18 protein-coding genes and 1 pseudogene are annotated in these 17221 nt (G+C 64.3%); 5 read left to right on the top strand and 14 right to left on the bottom strand.

From position 1 onward, the window contains the following. Nucleotides 1-43: 43 nt before the first annotated feature. Nucleotides 44-469, bottom strand: coding sequence for a hypothetical protein (locus LB536_RS17065; RefSeq protein WP_224594682.1), 426 nt, complete (start codon nucleotides 467-469; stop codon nucleotides 44-46). Between the two features lie 237 nt (nucleotides 470-706). Here LB536_RS17065 and LB536_RS17060 point away from each other — a divergent pair, with 237 nt between their 5' ends. After that, nucleotides 707-1096, top strand: a complete 390-nt coding sequence (locus LB536_RS17060) for a hypothetical protein (RefSeq protein WP_224594679.1) — start codon at nucleotides 707-709, stop codon at nucleotides 1094-1096. On the opposite strand, the gene LB536_RS17055 is transcribed toward LB536_RS17060, so the two are convergent. From LB536_RS17055 to rplS, 9 genes are all read right to left on the bottom strand, one after another. After that, complete coding sequence (locus LB536_RS17055; RefSeq protein ID WP_224594675.1) at nucleotides 1080-2297, bottom strand: sensor domain-containing diguanylate cyclase; 1218 nt, start codon at nucleotides 2295-2297, stop codon at nucleotides 1080-1082. The two genes, LB536_RS17060 and LB536_RS17055, sit on opposite strands and share 17 nt — an antisense overlap. A 74-nt stretch (nucleotides 2298-2371) precedes the next feature. Beyond that, on the bottom strand, nucleotides 2372-3568 hold the full coding sequence (locus LB536_RS17050) for a sensor domain-containing diguanylate cyclase (protein ID WP_224594673.1): 1197 nt from the start codon (nucleotides 3566-3568) through the stop codon (nucleotides 2372-2374). Between the two features lie 158 nt (nucleotides 3569-3726). Then, complete coding sequence (gene leuC / locus LB536_RS17045; RefSeq protein ID WP_140763244.1) at nucleotides 3727-5136, bottom strand: 3-isopropylmalate dehydratase large subunit; 1410 nt, start codon at nucleotides 5134-5136, stop codon at nucleotides 3727-3729. Nucleotides 5137-5590: 454 nt separating this feature from the next. Further along, nucleotides 5591-6226: a class I SAM-dependent DNA methyltransferase gene (locus tag LB536_RS17040; RefSeq protein WP_224594671.1), complete on the bottom strand. Its 636-nt coding sequence runs from the start codon at nucleotides 6224-6226 to the stop codon at nucleotides 5591-5593. Between the two features lie 56 nt (nucleotides 6227-6282). Then, nucleotides 6283-7092, bottom strand: a complete 810-nt coding sequence (locus tag LB536_RS17035) for an amino acid ABC transporter permease (protein WP_224594669.1) — start codon at nucleotides 7090-7092, stop codon at nucleotides 6283-6285. A 255-nt stretch (nucleotides 7093-7347) separates the two neighbouring features. After that, complete coding sequence (locus LB536_RS17030; RefSeq protein WP_140763232.1) at nucleotides 7348-8145, bottom strand: transporter substrate-binding domain-containing protein; 798 nt, start codon at nucleotides 8143-8145, stop codon at nucleotides 7348-7350. Between the two features lie 167 nt (nucleotides 8146-8312). Next, complete coding sequence (locus LB536_RS17025; RefSeq protein ID WP_224594668.1) at nucleotides 8313-8873, bottom strand: MarR family winged helix-turn-helix transcriptional regulator; 561 nt, start codon at nucleotides 8871-8873, stop codon at nucleotides 8313-8315. Continuing rightward, entirely contained in the window at nucleotides 8870-9283 is a 414-nt protein-coding gene (locus tag LB536_RS17020; protein ID WP_224594666.1) for an organic hydroperoxide resistance protein, read from the bottom strand. Before LB536_RS17020 ends, LB536_RS17025 begins: the two co-directional genes overlap by 4 nt. Before the next feature lie 150 nt (nucleotides 9284-9433). Beyond that, nucleotides 9434-9979 carry a 50S ribosomal protein L19 gene (rplS, locus tag LB536_RS17015; protein ID WP_140763225.1) on the bottom strand — a complete coding sequence of 182 codons (546 nt, stop codon included), beginning with the start codon at nucleotides 9977-9979 and terminating at the stop codon, nucleotides 9434-9436. Nucleotides 9980-10317: 338 nt separating this feature from the next. Between rplS and LB536_RS17010 the strand changes: the two genes are divergently transcribed. Continuing rightward, the gene (locus LB536_RS17010; protein ID WP_224594663.1) at nucleotides 10318-11070 is read left to right on the top strand and encodes a sulfite exporter TauE/SafE family protein; all 753 of its coding nucleotides are present in this window, start codon (nucleotides 10318-10320) and stop codon (nucleotides 11068-11070) included. Here the strand turns inward: LB536_RS17010 and trmD are convergent. Together trmD and rimM are read right to left on the bottom strand one after the other, a co-directional pair. After that, the gene (gene trmD, locus LB536_RS17005) at nucleotides 11052-11750 is read right to left on the bottom strand and encodes a tRNA (guanosine(37)-N1)-methyltransferase TrmD (protein WP_224594661.1); all 699 of its coding nucleotides are present in this window, start codon (nucleotides 11748-11750) and stop codon (nucleotides 11052-11054) included. The genes LB536_RS17010 and trmD overlap by 19 nt on opposite strands. After that, the gene (gene rimM, locus LB536_RS17000; RefSeq protein WP_224594658.1) at nucleotides 11747-12343 is read right to left on the bottom strand and encodes a ribosome maturation factor RimM; all 597 of its coding nucleotides are present in this window, start codon (nucleotides 12341-12343) and stop codon (nucleotides 11747-11749) included. The genes trmD and rimM overlap by 4 nt, the downstream gene beginning before the upstream one ends. A 116-nt stretch (nucleotides 12344-12459) precedes the next feature. On the opposite strand from rimM, the gene LB536_RS16995 reads away from it, so the two are divergent. Both LB536_RS16995 and LB536_RS16990 read left to right on the top strand, forming a co-directional pair. Further along, nucleotides 12460-13398 (top strand): tyrosine recombinase XerC, encoded by a 939-nt coding sequence (locus LB536_RS16995; protein WP_140811225.1) that lies wholly within the window; start codon nucleotides 12460-12462, stop codon nucleotides 13396-13398. A gap of 62 nt (nucleotides 13399-13460) precedes the next feature. After that, the gene (locus LB536_RS16990; protein ID WP_224594645.1) at nucleotides 13461-14531 is read left to right on the top strand and encodes a TraB/GumN family protein; all 1071 of its coding nucleotides are present in this window, start codon (nucleotides 13461-13463) and stop codon (nucleotides 14529-14531) included. A 3-nt stretch (nucleotides 14532-14534) separates the two neighbouring features. Here LB536_RS16990 and LB536_RS31345 read toward each other — a convergent pair whose 3' ends face one another. After that, entirely contained in the window at nucleotides 14535-15011 is a 477-nt protein-coding gene (locus LB536_RS31345; protein ID WP_140763213.1) for a DUF2867 domain-containing protein, read from the bottom strand. A gap of 73 nt (nucleotides 15012-15084) precedes the next feature. On the opposite strand from LB536_RS31345, the pseudogene LB536_RS31340 reads away from it, so the two are divergent. After that, a pseudogene (locus LB536_RS31340) lies at nucleotides 15085-15182 on the top strand (TraB/GumN family protein); the annotation flags it as partial. 609 nt (nucleotides 15183-15791) lie between these two features. On the opposite strand, the gene lpdA reads toward LB536_RS31340, so the two are convergent. Next, entirely contained in the window at nucleotides 15792-17198 is a 1407-nt protein-coding gene (gene lpdA, locus LB536_RS16980; protein WP_224594641.1) for a dihydrolipoyl dehydrogenase, read from the bottom strand. Nucleotides 17199-17221: the final 23 nt, after the last annotated feature.

Here is a 17221-nt window from a genome sequence, read left to right as displayed (position 1 = left end):
TGCAGCATGTCTGGCCCAGGGTGTGGCCGAGTCGAGATTTGCGTCACCGCGTGCAGGTCTGCGGCGTCGACCCCCTCTTCATCACCAGCGCTTCGCGTCCGTCGATCACGATTGCGTCATGCGTGACCGCCTGGTAGCGGCTGCTCTGGTTGGCCGGCGACGCCGCGAACTCCTCGGTGGCGCCTTCCTGCCCGACCACCCGCAGCGACGCGCCGAGATTTTGGATGGTGATCATGCCGCCATTGCCACATCTATAGGTGGCCATGCCCGTGGTGAGGCGTGGCGCGGTGAGATCCGTGGTGATCTTGGTCGCCGGTGGCGCGGGCTGTTGCTGGGCGGGAGCGGCAGGCGCCACCACGGGCGTAACCGTGCTCGCGGCCTTGGGCGCGCCGTCTTCCGGTACACAGGCACCAGCCGCGAGAAGCAGCGGAATAACGAACGACACCCGAACCGTTCGGCCAAACATCATGTGCTGCGCCCCCCATGCCGCAGGCACGCTAGCCACGCGGCACGCCAAGATCAAGTTCACCCCGACCGGCCATGTCGACCGGTTGGGGACATTGGCGGCGAACCACAAAATTAACCATGTTCATTAAGAAACGGCCATCGAGCCGCCTCTCCCCTTAACAAAGGTTAAGAAAGGGTTAATTTCCGATTCGGATCGGATCGGGCGCGATCTCTCTCGCGCCGACGAAGGGAGAGCGACATGCGTTCCAACTCAGTGCGGGCCAGATCAGTGCGGGCCAAACTAGTCCGGGCAAGCCTCGCGGTCACGCTGGCAGCACTTGCCGTTGCGGTGGCCGCGCCGGCCGAGGCCGGCTTGCGCCATCACGACCGCGTTTACGCCGATTCGTTCGGCAATCTCGTCATCGACAGCGCCGCCGGCTACAAACGCATCATCGTCGGCGAAGGCAAGCTGGCCAGGCAACTGTCCGAGTACACCAGCGCCGGCCAGCCCAAGGTGATCTACCAGAACGAATCCGACGACATATCGGGCGACGGCGACTGCTATCGCCCGCCTGTGTTCGTCAAGGGCCGCTCCTATATGTACGGCCTTTCCGACGGCGAGATGCCGGAGCTCAGCCCCTGCCGTTGATTCGGGCCTGGCTGATTTTTACCAGGGCCAGCCCATCGGCTGGCCCGGTGGAGATACGTACGCAGTCGCGCCCGGCATTCTTTGCCAGGTAGAGCGCTTCATCCGCACGCCGCATCAGGTCGGGGAAACCCTCGCCCATCTGAAGCTCGGCAATGCCGAAGCTCGACGTGCAGCGGCTATCGGCCGGCAACCCGTTGATGGGCAACGCGCCGAATGCGTGGCGGGTACCTTCCGCGAACAGCCGGGCGGCTGCAAGATTGGCGCCTGTCAGGATAATGGCGAACTCCTCGCCACCGATGCGGCCAACCATGTGATCGCCTTCCGCCGCCTCTCGCAGCAGGCCGGCGAAGGCCTCGATCACCCGGTCGCCCGACGCATGGCCGAAGCTGTCGTTCACCGTCTTGAAATGATCGAGATCGGCAATGACCATTGCCACCGGCACGCCCAGGCGCGTGGCGTCCTGCACGGCCAGCTCCGCGTGACGTGTGAAGCCGCCACGGTTGAGGAGGCCCGACAGCGTGTCCACCTCCGACTTCGAGATTACTTCAGCAAGCACGTCGCGGACCAGGATGGCCAGAATGAGCAGCGCCAGCGCCAGCCCGAAGACAGTGCCGAGCGACTGCGACACCAATGCGTAGCTGCTTTGCAGATAGGCCTGCGGATTGGCGCCCCAACCGCCGAGCGCATGCGCGATAAATGGTTTGGAGGCAAACTGCAGGCCGCTGGCCGCAAGCACCGCCATCAGGATCAGATCGAGCCGGCCACGGCTTTGCCTCGACGACCAGACGATGCCAAGGCCGACGAACTGCATCGCGGCGTAGGGAAGCTGGTAGGCCATCATGCGGGTGAGCGACTGGCGCGGGAGATCCTGCACGAAATAGACCGTGATGGTGGCGGCGGCCAGGAAGAACAGCATCGGCGTCCATGGCGGCGCAACGCCATATTTTTGGGCAAGCCCGCCATTGAAGGCAATGGTGGCGCCAAGGAAAACGGCGAAGGCGGCAACCACCGCAAGCCGCGCGTCGCTGAAGGCGGGAATGCTGAATTCGATGGCAAAGTAAGCCATGCCCAGGAGATAGCCTGATGCCAGCCAGCGGGCCGGCGCGCGGCCGGCATCGTGGAACGAGACCGCCATGAAGCATGCCGCCAGCAGGCCGGCGACCGACAGGTTGATCAACAGGATGAAGTTGGCGCCACTCATGGATACTCAAACCCCGCCGGCAGCTAAACATCGACGGGCGAAAAAGACGTTAACGCCAGGCGCGAACGCGGCGATCAGCTGGCCCTGAGCGGCTCCGGCACGAACACCGTCTCCGGCCGCTCGTAGGAGAGGCGCACGCTGTCGCGGCCATTTTTCTTGGCCTTGTAAAGCGCCTCGTCGGCCCGGCGCATCAAGGGTTCCAGCGTCTCGTCACCACTGCGGGCCGCCACGCCGAAGCTGGCGGTGACCTTCGTGCCGGCGGGAAGCCCGTCGACGCCGCCCGCCGAATAGAGTGTGCGCACAGCTTCGGCGAACAGCCTGGCGGCGGCAAGATCGGTCAGTGGCAGGAGCACGGCAAACTCCTCGCCGCCGATGCGGCCCGCGGCACCCCGTGCTCCCGTGGCCGAGCGCAGCTTGGCGGCGAAGTCCGCGATCACCCGGTCACCGGCCGCGTGCCCGTGCATATCGTTGAGGGCCTTGAAATGGTCGAGGTCGGCCAGCACCAGCGCCACCGGGAATTTGGCCATGGCGCAATGCTGCAGCAGCATGGCGGCGCGCTCCTCGAATCCTCGGCGGTTGAGCAGCCCCGAAAGCGGATCGGTATGGGTTTCCGTCTTCAGCGCCTTCATCACGTCGAGCGCGGCGGCGGTGAAGAGGCAAAGGGCGATCAGCAGCGACAGCAGCGCGTGCGACAACAGCGCGGTCGTCCAGTAGGACGAGTCGTAGAAGCCGTCATAGCTGGCGAAGGGTCCGTGCGCGATGACCACCACCAGGGTGCGCACGAAGAAATTGACGCTGGACAGCAGCGACAGCAGGAACAGGATCTTTTCTGTCGGGCCATTGTTGCGCACCGGCCGCAGTTCGGCGGCGACGAGCAGGCTGACGCCACCGAAGCCGAAATTCATCGCCAGGATGCGCCAGGTGAGATCCGGCGTGACGAACAGAAACCACGCGAATGCCGCAAGGCCGCCGCCCGCCAGAACGGCGATCCCCACTGCGGGCACCTTCCTGCCATAGCGGGCGATGATGGCGCCGGACAGGCAGCAGCCGGCGATGGTGAAGCAGATGTTCGACACCAGCTTGGTCAGCGCCAGGCCGATGGGCAAGGTGAAATACTGGAACAGGAATCCGGGCGCCGAAAGGCAGTAGCTGAGCGCCAGCACCGCCAGATAAGGACGATGGCGCTGATGGAACCACAGCACGAGGAACGCCGCGCCGAGCGCCAGCGCGATCGTCGGATTGAGCAACGCTATCAACAGGCCAGTGTCCAAAGGACCGTGACTTCCCCTCGTTTGACGTTGGGGAAGACCATAGAGGGCAAGCCCAAACAAGCGGTTAAGCGAAGGCGCATATGCGGCGCCGTGAATGAAGAAAGGCCCCGGACAACGATGCTGTCCGGGGCCCGTGATGCGCTCGGGATCGAGGCGGCCTATTTCCAGTCGCGGATGTCGACGAAGTGGCCGGCGATCGCCGCCGCCGCCGCCATTGCCGGCGACACCAGATGGGTGCGGCCCTTGAAGCCCTGCCGGCCCTCGAAATTGCGGTTCGAGGTCGAGGCGCAGCGTTCATGCGGCTTCAGCCGGTCGTCGTTCATGGCAAGGCACATCGAGCAGCCCGGCTCGCGCCAGTCGAAACCGGCGGCAAGGAAGATCTTGTCCAGACCCTCGGCTTCCGCCTGCTCCTTGACCAGCCCGGAACCCGGCACGATCATCGCATCGACATGCGGGCTGACCGTCTTGCCTTCGACCACCTTGGCGACGGCACGCAGATCCTCGATGCGGCCATTGGTGCAGGAGCCGATGAAGACACGGTCGAGCGTGATGTCGGTGATCTTCGTCCCCGGCGTCAGGCCCATATAGTCGAGCGCGCGCAGCTTGGAGCTGCGCTTGTTCTCGTCGGTGATGTCTTCCGGGTTCGGCACGATGCCTTGCACGGAGACGACGTCCTCGGGCGAGGAGCCCCAGGAGACGATCGGCGGCAGCTTGGCCGCGTCGAGCACGATCACCTTGTCGAAATGCGCGCCTTCGTCGGTCCGCAGCGTCTTCCAGTATTCGAGCGCCGCGTCCCAGGCAGCGCCCTTGGGCGCGCGCGGCTTGTCCTTGACATAGGCGAAAGTGGTCTCGTCCGCCGCGATCAGGCCGGCGCGCGCACCGCCCTCGATCGACATGTTGCAGATCGTCATGCGGCCTTCCATCGACAGCGCACGGATCGCCTCGCCGGCATATTCGATGACATAGCCGGTGCCGCCGGCGGTGCCGATCTCGCCGATGATGGCGAGGATGATATCCTTGGCGGTGACGCCTTCGGGCAGCACGCCATCGACGCGCACCAGCATGTTCTTGGCCTTGCGCTGGATCAGCGTTTGCGTCGCCAGCACATGCTCGACCTCGGACGTGCCGATGCCGTGCGCCAGCGCGCCGAAAGCGCCATGGGTGGAAGTGTGACTGTCACCGCAGACGATGGTCATGCCGGGCAGCGTAAAGCCCTGCTCGGGTCCGATGATGTGGACGATGCCCTGGCGGATATCGTTCTCGGAATAATACTCGACGCCGAAATCCCTGGCGTTCTTGGCCAGCGCCTCGACCTGGATGCGGCTTTCCTCGTTCTTGATGCCGAACTTGCGCTCGGGCGAGGTCGAGACATTGTGATCGACCACGGCCAGCGTCTTTTCCGGGTGACGGACTTTCCGGCCGCTCATGCGCAGGCCTTCGAAGGCCTGCGGGCTGGTCACCTCATGGACGAGGTGGCGGTCGATATAGAGCAGGCAGGTGCCATCGTCCTGGCGGTCGACGACATGGTCGTCGAAAATCTTGTCATAGAGGGTGCGCGGTGCGCTCATGTGCGTAAATCCGTCGATATGAGAATGGGAAAGAGCTGATGCCGCAAGCCCGCGGCCGGCCGTCAGGGATCAGCGAAGTCGGCTGGTCAGGGCGCCGGACACACGCGCGGAAAAGCGCGACGGCAGGCGTTTTCTGTCCTGCAGCACGAATCCCTTGTAAGCCGGATCGCCAAAAAGCTCTTCCATGGCCGGGTAGATAGCAATGTTTTGGCTTTTCGGCAATTGCGGCGTGACGGCTCAAAGTCGAGGCGTTGACGCTGCCCCTCACCTGCCTGCCGGCATCCTCTCCCCGTATAGTGACGGGGAGAGGGGACGCAGTCATCGATGGTTTCGCCAATCATCAACGTTGCAGGAATAGAGCCGGCGTTGCGGCCAGCCTCCTTCTCCCCGTCACTATACGGGGAGAAGTGCCCGGCAGGGCGATGAGGGGCGGCGCGAACCCCGGGCAATTGTCTCAGATCACCTCGAACACAAAAGTCCTCACCAGCGCTTCCGGCTCGGCGATCGCATAGCAGCGAAACCACGGGCTTGCCTCCACCGCCCGCCATTTTCCCACCATTTCCAATTCATCGAATACCGCCTGGAACCCACCACTCTCAAAAACCTGGTCGCGCACGGTGAAGATGGCGTGGCCGCCCTTTTTCGTGATGCGCACCAATTCGTGCAGGCTAGACGCCGGCGCGTGGCTGATGGTGAATACACCGGTGGAGAAGAAGGCGCGGAAATGGCCGTCCGGCCATGGCAGCGGCCCGCCCAACATCGCCTGCTTCAGCTCGCTGTAGGCATTGCGGCTGCCGGCGATCTCGAGCATGTCGTCCGACAGGTCCAGCCCGGCAATATCGGCGTAGCCCAGCGCCTTCAGCGAAGGTCCGGACAGGCCGGTGCCGCAGCCGGCGTCGAGCAGCGGTCCTTCGCCTACAGGCACGTGGCGCGTCAGCCAGGCGGCGATCAGGAACGGCAGCAAATAGCCGAGCGAGGCGGTCTCGCTGTCATAGGTCGCGGCCCATGCGGCATAGGCCTGTGCCAGCGTTTCGGGCGTATCGGCCGTGTAGACCGAATCCAGCGCCGCATTGGCCTTGTCGATGTTCATGGGCATGCTCCTCCTCCGGTACGCCGCCCGAGCCTAACGCTGTCCTGGCTGAAAAACTATTCCTCGTGCTGGCGGCGCAAACGCTGCTCCAGCGCCCTGAGCGACAGCGACAGGCCGACGGTGAGGATGAGATAAATATAGGCCGTTATCGAATAGGTCTCGAAGAAGCGGAATGAGCCGGCCGCATACACCTTGCCCATCTGCGTGATGTCGGCGACGCCGAGCACCGAGACCAGCGAGGAATCCTTGACCAGGGCGACGAAATCATTGCCGAGCGGCGGCAGGATGGTGCGGATCGCCTGCGGAAACACGACCAGCCGGAAGCGCTGCGCGCGGCTCAGCCCCAAAGCCTTCGCCGCCTCGATCTGGCCTTTCTCGACCGACTGGATGCCGGCCCGGAAAACCTCCGAGATGAAGGCCGAATAGCCGATGGTCAGCGCCATGATGGCGCGCCACAGCAACGACACGTCGCGCACCAACAGCTCGCCGAGAATGCCGGCGCTTTGCAGCGGTGCGGTCAGCGCGTTCCAGCCCGCGACGAAGGCCGGCGCGCCGGCAAACGCTATCCAGAACAACAGCACCAGGATCGGCACGCCACGGATGATCTCGACATAGAAGCGAGCGATCTGCCGCAGCCAGGTCGAGCCCGACAGGCCCATGAGTGCAATGCCGAGGCCGATGATCGACGCCAGGGCGAAGGCGACCACGGTGACGAAGACGGTGATGCCGATGCCCTTGGCGACAGTGGCGAAAACCTGGGCGTAGAGGTCGCTGGTGGCGATGAAGAGGGCGGCCGCCAGCGCAAGGACGCCGGCAACGGCGAGCCACCAGGGGAATTCGGGTTTGGAGATGGAGGGCGGTGCCATCAGGCGGCGTAAAGAGTGTCGAAGGATGGCGCCCAGGCGCCCCCCTCTGCCCTGCCGGACATCTCCCCCGCAAGGGGGGAGATTGGATGTCGTCTTGGCTTTCGCCAATTCTCAACGTTGCAGAACTTGCGGCGAGCTTGAAGCTGCTGATCTCCCCCCTTGCGGGGGAGATGCCCGGCAGGGCAGAGGGGGCTGCCTAGGCGCAGACTCAGCACGACTCCCTGCCCCTCAGACGACGCCTTCAACAAGATTGGCTCACTGCCCCATCTTGTAATCAAGAAACCATTTCTTGTTCAGCGCATCCAGCGTCCCATCCGCCTTGAGCGCGGCGATCGCGGCATTGACCGGTTTCACCAGATCGGACCCCTTGGGGAAGATGAAGCCGAAATCCTCGGTGCCGAGCGGGCCGCCGATCAGCTTCAGCTTGCCCTCCGAAGCGTCGACATAGCCCTTGCCCGCGGTGCCGTCGGTCAGCACGACATCGACGTCGCCGGATTTCAGCGCCTGAACCGTGGCGCCGAACGTCTCGAACAGTTTGATCCGCGGGTTCTGTTCATTGCCGTCGAGCACGCTGTAGACGGCGGTGTAGAACGGCGTGGTACCGGCCTGTGCGCCGATCAGTCCGTCCTTGAAGGCGCCGAAGGTCTTGGCGTCGGTGAAGCGGCTTTCGTCGCCGCGCACCAGCATGAACTGTTCCGAGCGCATGTAGGGGTCGGAGAAGTCGACCTTCTCCTTGCGGTCGTCCTTGATGGTGATGCCGGTCATGCCGATATTGTACTGGTTGTCGGAAACCGCCTGGATCATCGCATCCCAGGAGGTGTTCTGGTACTCGACCTTGAAATTCAGCCGCTTGGCGATCTCGTTCATCGCGTCATATTCCCAGCCGATCTGTTTGCCGGTCTTGGCATCGATGAACTGCAGCGGCGGGTAGGCGTTTTCGGTCACCACCACGACCTTCTTGCCGCCGAGATCGGGCAGCGCCTGCGCGAAGGCGGCAACGGGCGCCAGGACCAGAGCCAACAGGCCGGCCAGCAGCAATTTCGATTTGGTCATGACACACTCCCCGAAAATTGAAAGCGCCCGGATATCGACCGGGCTTACAGGAAAATCCGGCGCCGACTTTAGCTTTCCGCAAGCGCCATGCAAGACGGTCCGCTGCGTCGGGACAGCCGAAAACGGATTTGCATGCCTTCAATCGGAAGATTCCGCAACGATGGGTGCTACGACTGCGTTGACTGCCAGGATTTTCTCGTGTCCGGGACCGACGCTTCCGTATCCGTCGACCGGTCATCGGCCACAGCGCTGCGCAGGCCCGCGACAAGATGGGTGAGCGTGCCGTGCAAGGACTTCGCTTCGCCTGGTCCGAGCGGCACGCTGCAGGCAAGCGCGGCGGCCACATCCTTCATGCGGGCGCGCAGCGCCTGGCCCTTGGCCGTCGGCTCGACCAGCACCCGGCGCTCGTCGGCGGCATCGCGCCGGCGGGTGACGAGGCCGCCCGCCTCCATCCGCTTGAGCAGCGGCGTCAGCGTCGCCGAATCCAGGCCGAGCGCTTCGCCAAGGTCGCCCACCGTGCTCGGCGCGCGTTCCCACAGCGCCAGCATCGCCAGATATTGCGGATAGGTCAGGCCGAGCGGATCGAGCAACGGCCGGTAGAGCTTGGTCATCAGACCGCTCGCCGAATAGAGCGCGAAGCAGAGCTGCTGATCGAGCCGTGGCACCGGGATCGCCCCGGCGGCCCCCGCCGGGACGTCTGTGGCTTTCGTTTCGACCTTTGTCGTCATGCCGCCTTTACCGAAAGCGCCACCTCGACATTGCCCCTGATGGCGTTCGAATAGGGACAAACCTGATGCGCCGCCGATACAAGCGCTTCCGCCGCCGCCTGATCAAGGCCTTTCGTGTCCACTGCCAACGCGACGCCGAGCCTGAAGCCCTCGCCGTCGGGGAGCAGGCTGACCGTCGAACTTATCGCGGCATCCTCGAGCGGCAGTTTCTGCTTGCGCGCGACGAAGCGGACGGCGCTTTCGAAGCAGGCGGCATAGCCGATGGCGAAGAGCTGCTCGGGATTGGTGGCGCCGCCCGGTCCGCCGAGCTCCTTGGGCATCGCCAAATCGAGCTTGAGCAGGCCGTCGCTGGTCTCGCCATGGCCGGCGCGACCGCCGGTTACGTGGGCCTGTGTGGTGTAGAGTGCCATATCGTAGTCTCCAATCATATTGTGAACGATTATTTAGTACACGATATAATTGGGCGTCAACCAGCATTCCGGAGCTGAAAGCGTTCACAGTCTGGTGAATCGAAAAAAGGCGGCCGAAGCCGCCTTTTCAAAAAAGCCTTCGTCGAAATCTTATTCGGCGGGAGTCGCTTCGGCGGCCTTGGCTGCCTCGGCCTCGGCGGCCGCCTTCTTCTCGGCGGCTTCCTTGGCTGCCGTCTCGGCGGCCAGCGCCTGGGCGGCGGCGACCTTCTCGGCCTCGATGCGGGCCTTCTCGGCGTTCAGCGCGTCGCGCTCCTCATCGTTGAGCTTGCGGGCGCGCACGCCGGTGTTTTCCGAAATACGGGCCGACTTGCCGCGACGATCGCGCAGGTAATAGAGCTTGGCGCGACGCACCTTGCCGCGGCGCACGATCTCGACGCCTTCGACCATCGGCGAAAAAACCGGGAACACGCGCTCGACGCCTTCGCCGTAGGAGATCTTGCGGACGGTGAAATTTTCCTGGAAGCCGGAGCCGGAACGGGCGATGACGACGCCCTCATAAGCCTGGACGCGGGTGCGGGTGCCTTCGGTCACGCGGACCTGGACGCGCACGGTGTCGCCGGGCTGGAATTCGGGAAGCTTGCGCTTGGCTTCGATTTTGGCGGCCTGTTCGGCCTCGAGCTGACGGATGAGATCCATCTGAAAATCCACTTCTTGTTCTTCCGACAGTCAGAGCGCCCTACGCTTACCTTGCAGTTCCATTGACCGCTCGGCTATGTCCTTTGTCTCCTAGACATTTGTCTCCTAGACATCGGGCAGGGGCGACTACACCGTCATTGTTGACGGGTCCGGAAGATTGTTCTTGCCGGTACGGGCGGGCACATACAGCTATTTCGGCGCTTTGTCACGCCTTGCCCATGCATTTTTTGCCGGCACGGCTCCCGGCATGGCACCATCATAATCCTGCCGTGCCGGGTTGCGCCGGTCCGGCAAGCTTCCTAAGCCAGAAATAGCACACTTCTTCACGGCGGCCTTCCATGTCTGTTCTCGATGCTGTCCTGCTGCTCCTGGCGGGCTTTCTGTCAGGCGCCGCCAACGCGGTCGCCGGCGGCGGCACCTTCATCACCTTCGGCGCCATGACATTGGTCGGTGTGCCGCCGATCGTGGCCAACGCCACCTCTTCGGTGACGCAATTTCCCGGCTACATCACCTCGACGCTCGCCTACTGGGCAGACATCAGGCATTTCTGGCGCGGCGCGCTGCTGCTGTGCCTGATCTCGGCGGTTGGTGCGCTGGCCGGCGCGCTGATCTTGCTGGCGCTCGACAATCCGTCCTTTCGCGCCCTGGTGCCATGGCTGCTTTTGGGCGCGACGGCGCTGTTCGCCGCCGGGCCCTGGCTGAAGCCGGCACCCAAACCCGGACATGAAGCGGCCGTGGGCTCGCTCGCCGGTTCGCTCGCGCAATTCATCACCGCCATCTATGGCGGCTTCTTCGGCGCCGGCATGGGCGTGATGATGCTGGCGACGCTCGGCCTGACCCAGGCCGGCGACTACCACCGGCTAAACGCGCTCAAGAACATGCTGGCCGTGGTCATCGCCGCAATCGCGATCGTCGTCTTCGTCTCGGGCGGCGTCGTCGCCTGGCCGCAGGCGATCATCATGATCCCGGGAGGCGCGCTGGGCGGCTATGCCGGCGTCTGGATCGCCAAGCGCGTGCCGCAGAACGTGGTGCGCGGCTTCGTCATCGCCGTCGGCCTGTTTCTGGCTTTTTATTACTTCCGCAAAGGCTGAGCGCCCAGAAGATCGGGTCGCCGCTCTTGCGTCAGTCTTTCCGACTGCTCACGCCGCCAGGCGGCGATCTTCTTGTGGTTGCCGGAGATCAGAACTTCGGGAATCTCCCGGCCTTCGAATTCCTGCGGCCGTGTGTAGTGCGGATGTTCGAGCAGGCCGTTCTCGAAACTCTCTTCCTCGCCCGACACGGCATTGCCCATCACGCCGGGCAGCAGCCGCACCACCGCGTCGAGCAGCACAAGTGCCGCGGGCTCGCCGCCGGACAGAATGAAATCGCCGATCGAGACTTCCTCCAATCCCCGCGCGTCGATCACCCGCTGGTCGACACCTTCGAAGCGGCCACACAGGATAACGGCGCCCGGCCCGGCGGCCAGTTCGCGCACGCGGGCCTGCGTCAGTGGTTTGCCGCGCGGGCTCATCAGCAGGCGTGGGCGCACATCGCCCGCTGGCGAGGCATGGTCGATCGCCCTGGCCAGCACATCGGCGCGCATCACCATGCCGGCGCCGCCGCCGGCCGGCGTGTCGTCGACGGTGCGATGCTTGTCGGCGGCGAAGTCGCGGATCTGGATCGCATCCAGCGACCATGTGCCGGCCTCCAGCGCCCGCCCGGCCAACGATAGGCCGAGCGCCCCCGGAAACATCTCGGGATAGAGCGTCAGCACCGACGCGGCAAAACTCACCGGTTGCCCCCGGCGTCACGCGGTCCGCGCGGCCTGCCCTTGGGGTCGAAATCATCCTCGCGCGGCGCTTCGCCATCCTCCTCGACCAGCCCGGCCGCGACCGGGTCGACGCGGACGAAACCCTCGGCGATCGACACCTGCGGCACGGCGGCCTGCGTGAATGGGATCAGCACACCCTTGCGCCCCTCGAGCGTCACATCGAGAATGTCGCCGCCACCGAAATTGTGCACCGCGACGACCTTGCCGATGACAGCACCGGTGTCATCCCGGATTTCCAACCCGATCAGGTCGGCATGGTAGAATTCGTCTTCCTCGCCGTCGTCCGGCAGCATCGAGCGGTCGACGAACAGTTCCGTACCGGCGAGCGCCTCGGCCGCGTTGCGGTCGCTGACGCCCCTGAACCGCACCACGACGACGGTGTTGGCCGGCCTTATGTCCGTTATCTGGAAAGCCCGGCCGTCCCTGGCGTAGAGCGGGCCGTAGTCGGCCAGCGCCATTGGATCGCCGGTGAAGGTTTTCACCCTGAGCTCGCCCTTGATGCCGTGCGCTGCACCGATCACGGCCATCTGGACGGGGTTTTGCAGCTTGCTCATGGCGAAAAATCCTTTGCCCCTGCTCTAGCGCCGCCTCGCCGTCATTTCAATGACGGGCTCTTCACCGGTTCCTAACCCGGCTGCCGGAAAATGACGGCGAACCGGAAAAGACCCCCATGCAGGAATTCCTCATCCCGGCAAAGCCCGATCTCCAGTCGGCGCGTGAAAACTGGCTGAAGATGCTGGCGCGCGAACGCCGGCTGTCACCGGAGACCGTCGAGGCGTATGAGCGGGACACGCGTCAGTTCCTGCACTTCCTCACCGGCCATATCGGCGGACCGCCCGGCATTTCAGATATCGCCGACCTGCGCCCGGCCGACCTGCGCGGCTTCCTCGCCGCCCGCCGCAATGCCGGTGCCGGCGCACGCACGCTTGGCCGCGGATTGGCCGGCATCCGTTCACTGCTGCGCTTCCTCGAACGGCGAGGCCTGGCCAATGCGGCAGGTGCGGCTGCCTTGCGCGCGCCACGCCAGCCCAAATCGCTGCCCAAGCCGCTGACGGCGAGCGATGCCAGGCACGTGGTCTCCGTCGAGGGTCAGCTGGCGGAAGAACCCTGGATCGCCGCCCGCAACGCCGCCGTGCTGACGCTGCTCTATGGTTCGGGCCTGCGCATTTCGGAAGCGCTTGGCCTCAGCGCCGCCGATCTGGCATCGGAAGCCGACACCGTGTTGCGCGTCACCGGCAAAGGCGGCAAGACGCGGCTGGTGCCGGTGCTGCCGGTGGCGCTCCGGGCGATCGCCGAGTACCGCCGGCTGTGCCCCTACCATCTCGATCCGAAGGGGCTGCTGTTTCGCGGCGCGCGCGGCGGCCCGCTCAACCCGGCCATCATCCAGCGCGACATGGCCAAACTGCGCTCGGCGCTCAACCTGCCCGACACCGCGACGCCGCATGCCTTGCGCCATTCCTTCGCCACCCATCTGCTCGGCCGAGGCGGCGATTTGCGCACCATCCAGGAATTGCTCGGCCACGCCAGCCTGTCGACAACGCAGATCTACACCGGCGTCGACACCGCAAGACTGCTGGAAATCTACGAATCCGCGCATCCGAGGGCATGAACCCTTCAATTTTGCGGTTCCGATTAACGGTTTTGCCGCTTTTCGGTCCTAGTAATGGGATCATGAAACGCGTCATTGCCATCGCCGACCGTGCAGCTTCCGTCTCGCTGAAACTGCTTGTCGCGCTCAACGTGCTGTTTTTCCTGTCCTTCCTTGCCGTGCTGCTGTTCGCCGCCGGCAGGGCGCATGCGGAAATCCCGACCTGTACCGGCGCCGACATGCTGTCGGCCTTGCAGAAGGGCAGCCCTGCCACTTACGACAAGATCGAGGCGGAGGCGGCTGCCACGCTCAACGGCAAGGGCCTGCTGTGGAAGCTGGAAAAATCAGGCGAACAGCCATCCTACCTCTTCGGCACCATGCACATGACCGATCCGCGCGTCACCACGCTGCCGTCGTATGCACAGAAGGCCTTCGATGCAGCCGGCACCCTCATCATTGAAACCACCGACGTGCTCGACAAGCAGAAGATGATGACGGCGATGCTGAAGGAGCCGGACCTGATGATGTTCACCGACTCCACGACGCTGTCGTCATTGCTGTCGCCGGACGACGCGGCGGCGATGAACGCAGCGCTTGACGCGCGCGGCATCCCGCCGGCAACGGTCGCCAAGATGAAGCCGTGGATGCTGTCGGCCATGATGGCGCTTCCGGCTTGCGAACTCGCCCGCCAGTCCAGCGGCGCGCCGGTGCTCGACGTCAAGCTGGCCGAGAGCGCCAAGGCGGCCGGCAAGCCCGTGGAAGGATTGGAAACGGCCGAGAGCCAGCTGCGCGCCATGGCCTCGCTGCCACTCGCCTTTCACATGAAGGGTCTGGTCGACACGCTGAAGCTGGGCAACAAGGTCAACGACATCAACGAAACCATGATCGTGCTCTACCAGCGTGGCGACACCGGCATGTTCTGGCCGCTGTTCCGCGCCGCCATGCCCGACGAGCAGAACGACCCCGCGGGCTATGCCGCCTTCGAGGAGACCATGATCACCAGCCGCAACAAGGTGATGGTCGATCATGCCGGGCCGATCCTGGCCAAGGGCAACGCCTTCATGGCGGTCGGCGCGCTGCATCTTCCCGGTCCAGAGGGACTGGTCGAGGATTTTCGTAAAGCCGGCTATACTGTCACGGCGGTGGGGCTTTAAGCCCTATTTGATCAAGACCTGAGCCAGCATCGCCGGAACGATGATGCGGTGAAACGGCATGATGATGGCGAGATAGGTCCGCCCAAGCAGATTGTGCGTCTTCACGATCGTCGACGCAGCCACCTCCTGCCGGCCCGCGCCGAGATCGTTCACCTCCACCAGGATGCGGAAATCGAGATGCCGGTCGTCCAGTCCAAGGACGACCCTGCCATGTGCCTGGCTGATGAGCGGAAATATGCCGATCCTGCTTTCCGGCGGTGCGTCGGGTTCCGCCCCCGTTTTCAGCCCAAATGGCCTGACCGCAAGGTTGCGCAGTTGCGTCAGCCGGCCGACCCATCCCGGTGTCCGCCCCAGCACGCGTTCGGCCGCGCCAATGGCGGTCAGGGCAAGGCCATCGGTTATCAGCACATATCGGTCGGCGAACTGAGCGCCGGCAAGAGCACCTTTGGGATCAGGAAAAGTCTGTGCAGTTGGCGTCATACCGGCAAATCCCTCGTAACCAACGATAGCATCGGCTGGTGTGGCTCGCTGCGTGGCGAAACGCCGCCTGGCCGACGTATTCATCGCGGTTGGCGCGCTGCATCTTCCCGGTCCAGAGGGACTGGTCGAGGATTTTCGTAAACTGTCTATACTGTCACCGCTGTCAATTGAGTCGGATGGCAACTGGCGGATCTGCCCGTCGTATTTTCGGCGTGTCCCTTCGCTAGCGTGAAACCTGTTCAACGATGGCGCGTTGATGTCTGTTGATTGATAATTTTCATCCACGGAGGACACTTTCATGGCGAACACACCAAACGACACTCCCAGGCCAAGCGGCGGCGGCGGCGGCAGCCCTTGGCTGATTGCGCTGGTCGTCGTTATTCTGGCGATTGTCGCGTATTACGTTTTCGGAAGAAGGGGTGAGCATCCGGCACCCGCCGAGCCGCCAGCGGCCAGCACACCGGCCCCGGCGCCGGCACCGGCTGAACCGATGAAGCCCGCCGAACCCGCGCCGGCTCCCGCGCCCGCCCCGGCGCCAGCGCCCGCTCCGGCACCAGCGCCGGCTCCCGCGCCTGCACCGGCTCCCGCGCCTGCACCAGCGCCTGCGCCGGCCCAGTAAGCTGCTCGATATCAAAGACGAACGGCCCGCTGAAAGGCGGGCCGCTTTGTTTTGGGCGACGCCATCGTCATCCTCGGGCTTGACCCGAGGATCCATGCCGCGACACCAACAGGGGAGCGCGGCGGCTGCTCCGCCCTGGATGACGAAGCGTTGGACGCCCCTTAAATGTGGATCGGCTTGAAGAAGGTGGCCAGTGCCGCTTCCTTCACCGCTTCCGACATCGTCGGATGCGCGTGGCAGGTGCGGGCGAGATCTTCCGACGAGCCGCCGAACTCCATCAGCACTGCTGCCTCGTGGATCATCTCGCCGGCGCCGAAGCCGACGATATGGACACCGAGCACGCGGTCGCTCTGCTTGTCGGCCAGGATCTTCACGAACCCGTCGGTGTGCAGCATGGCGCGTGCGCGGCCGTTGGCGGTGAAGGGAAATTTGCCGACCTTGAAGTCGATGCCGGCCTTCTTCAGCTCTTCCTCGGTCTTGCCGACCGAGGCGATCTCCGGACTGGTGTAGACGACGCTCGGAATGACGTCATAGTTCACATGCCCAGCCTGGCCGGCGATGGTCTCGGCCACCGCCACGCCCTCGTCCTCGGCCTTGTGCGCCAGCATCGGCCCGGCGATCACATCGCCGATGGCGTAGATGCCGGGAACATTGGTCCTGAGATGCCCGTCGGTCTTGACCCGGCCGCGCTCGTCGACCTCGACCCCGGCTTCCTCGAGGCCAAGACTGTCCGAAAGGGCACGGCGTCCGGTCGAGATCAACACCACGTCGGCATCGATCGTCTCGGCCGCGCCGCCCTTGACCGGCTCGAAGGTAACGGTCGCGCCCTTCTTTGCCTTGGCGACGCCGGTCACCTTGGCGCCGAGCTTGAACTCGAATCCCTGCTTCGACAAAAGACGCTGGAACTGTTTCGACACCTCGCCGTCCATGCCGCCCAAAATGGTGTCGAGGAACTCGACCACGGTGACCTTGGCGCCGAGCCGGGCCCAGACCGAGCCGAGTTCGAGCCCGATGACACCGCCGCCGACCACCACCAGACGGCTGGGCACCTTCTCCAGCGACAGCGCACCGGTCGACGACACGATGATTTTCTCGTCGAAGTCGACCTTGACGCCGGGAATGCCGGCGACGTCGGAACCGGTGGCGATGACGACGTTCTTGGTCTCGATCTCCTCGACCTTGCCGTCCTCGCCGGTCACCGACACCTTGCCGGCGGCGATCACCTTGCCGGTGCCGCGGAAGGCATCGATCTTGTTCTTCTTGAACAGGAAGGCGACGCCATTGACGTTGGACGACACCGTCGCGTCCTTGTGCGCCATCATTTTCTTCAAATTCAGCTTGGGTGCCGGGATTTCGACACCGAGCGTGTCGAAGGAATGGCCGGCCTCGGCGAACATTTCGGAGGCATGAAGCAGCGCCTTGGACGGGATGCAGCCGATGTTGAGGCAGGTGCCGCCGAAGGTCGCGTTCTTCTCGACCACCGCAACCTTCAGCCCGAGCTGCGCCGCCTTGATGGCGCAGACATAGCCGCCCGGTCCCGAGCCGATGATAACCACGTCATAAGCCATGTTTGTTTCCCTTTTGCTTGGGG

The organism is Mesorhizobium sp. ES1-3, assembly GCF_020164795.1.
Taxonomy (GTDB): domain Bacteria; phylum Pseudomonadota; class Alphaproteobacteria; order Rhizobiales; family Rhizobiaceae; genus Mesorhizobium.
Note: the sequence above shows the minus strand (reverse complement) of the source record. Positions and strands in the feature narration are given on the sequence as shown.

What these genes read in the sequence shown, in the direction of transcription:
- rplS (WP_140763225.1), bottom strand. Translation starts at nt 9,979, where the DNA reads ATGGATCTCATCCGTCAGCTCGAGGCCGAACAGGCCGCCAAAATCGAA.
- lpdA (WP_224594641.1), bottom strand. Translation starts at nt 17,198, where the DNA reads ATGGCTTATGACGTGGTTATCATCGGCTCGGGACCGGGCGGCTATGTC.
- LB536_RS17010 (WP_224594663.1), top strand. Translation starts at nt 10,318, where the DNA reads ATGTCTGTTCTCGATGCTGTCCTGCTGCTCCTGGCGGGCTTTCTGTCA.
- LB536_RS17065 (WP_224594682.1), bottom strand. Translation starts at nt 469, where the DNA reads ATGATGTTTGGCCGAACGGTTCGGGTGTCGTTCGTTATTCCGCTGCTT.
- LB536_RS31345 (WP_140763213.1), bottom strand. Translation starts at nt 15,011, where the DNA reads ATGACGCCAACTGCACAGACTTTTCCTGATCCCAAAGGTGCTCTTGCC.
- leuC (WP_140763244.1), bottom strand. Translation starts at nt 5,136, where the DNA reads ATGAGCGCACCGCGCACCCTCTATGACAAGATTTTCGACGACCATGTC.
- LB536_RS17035 (WP_224594669.1), bottom strand. Translation starts at nt 7,092, where the DNA reads ATGGCACCGCCCTCCATCTCCAAACCCGAATTCCCCTGGTGGCTCGCC.
- LB536_RS17030 (WP_140763232.1), bottom strand. Translation starts at nt 8,145, where the DNA reads ATGACCAAATCGAAATTGCTGCTGGCCGGCCTGTTGGCTCTGGTCCTG.
- LB536_RS17020 (WP_224594666.1), bottom strand. Translation starts at nt 9,283, where the DNA reads ATGGCACTCTACACCACACAGGCCCACGTAACCGGCGGTCGCGCCGGC.
- LB536_RS16990 (WP_224594645.1), top strand. Translation starts at nt 13,461, where the DNA reads ATGAAACGCGTCATTGCCATCGCCGACCGTGCAGCTTCCGTCTCGCTG.
- LB536_RS17055 (WP_224594675.1), bottom strand. Translation starts at nt 2,297, where the DNA reads ATGAGTGGCGCCAACTTCATCCTGTTGATCAACCTGTCGGTCGCCGGC.
- LB536_RS17060 (WP_224594679.1), top strand. Translation starts at nt 707, where the DNA reads ATGCGTTCCAACTCAGTGCGGGCCAGATCAGTGCGGGCCAAACTAGTC.
- rimM (WP_224594658.1), bottom strand. Translation starts at nt 12,343, where the DNA reads ATGAGCAAGCTGCAAAACCCCGTCCAGATGGCCGTGATCGGTGCAGCG.
- LB536_RS17025 (WP_224594668.1), bottom strand. Translation starts at nt 8,873, where the DNA reads ATGACGACAAAGGTCGAAACGAAAGCCACAGACGTCCCGGCGGGGGCC.
- LB536_RS17040 (WP_224594671.1), bottom strand. Translation starts at nt 6,226, where the DNA reads ATGAACATCGACAAGGCCAATGCGGCGCTGGATTCGGTCTACACGGCC.
- LB536_RS16995 (WP_140811225.1), top strand. Translation starts at nt 12,460, where the DNA reads ATGCAGGAATTCCTCATCCCGGCAAAGCCCGATCTCCAGTCGGCGCGT.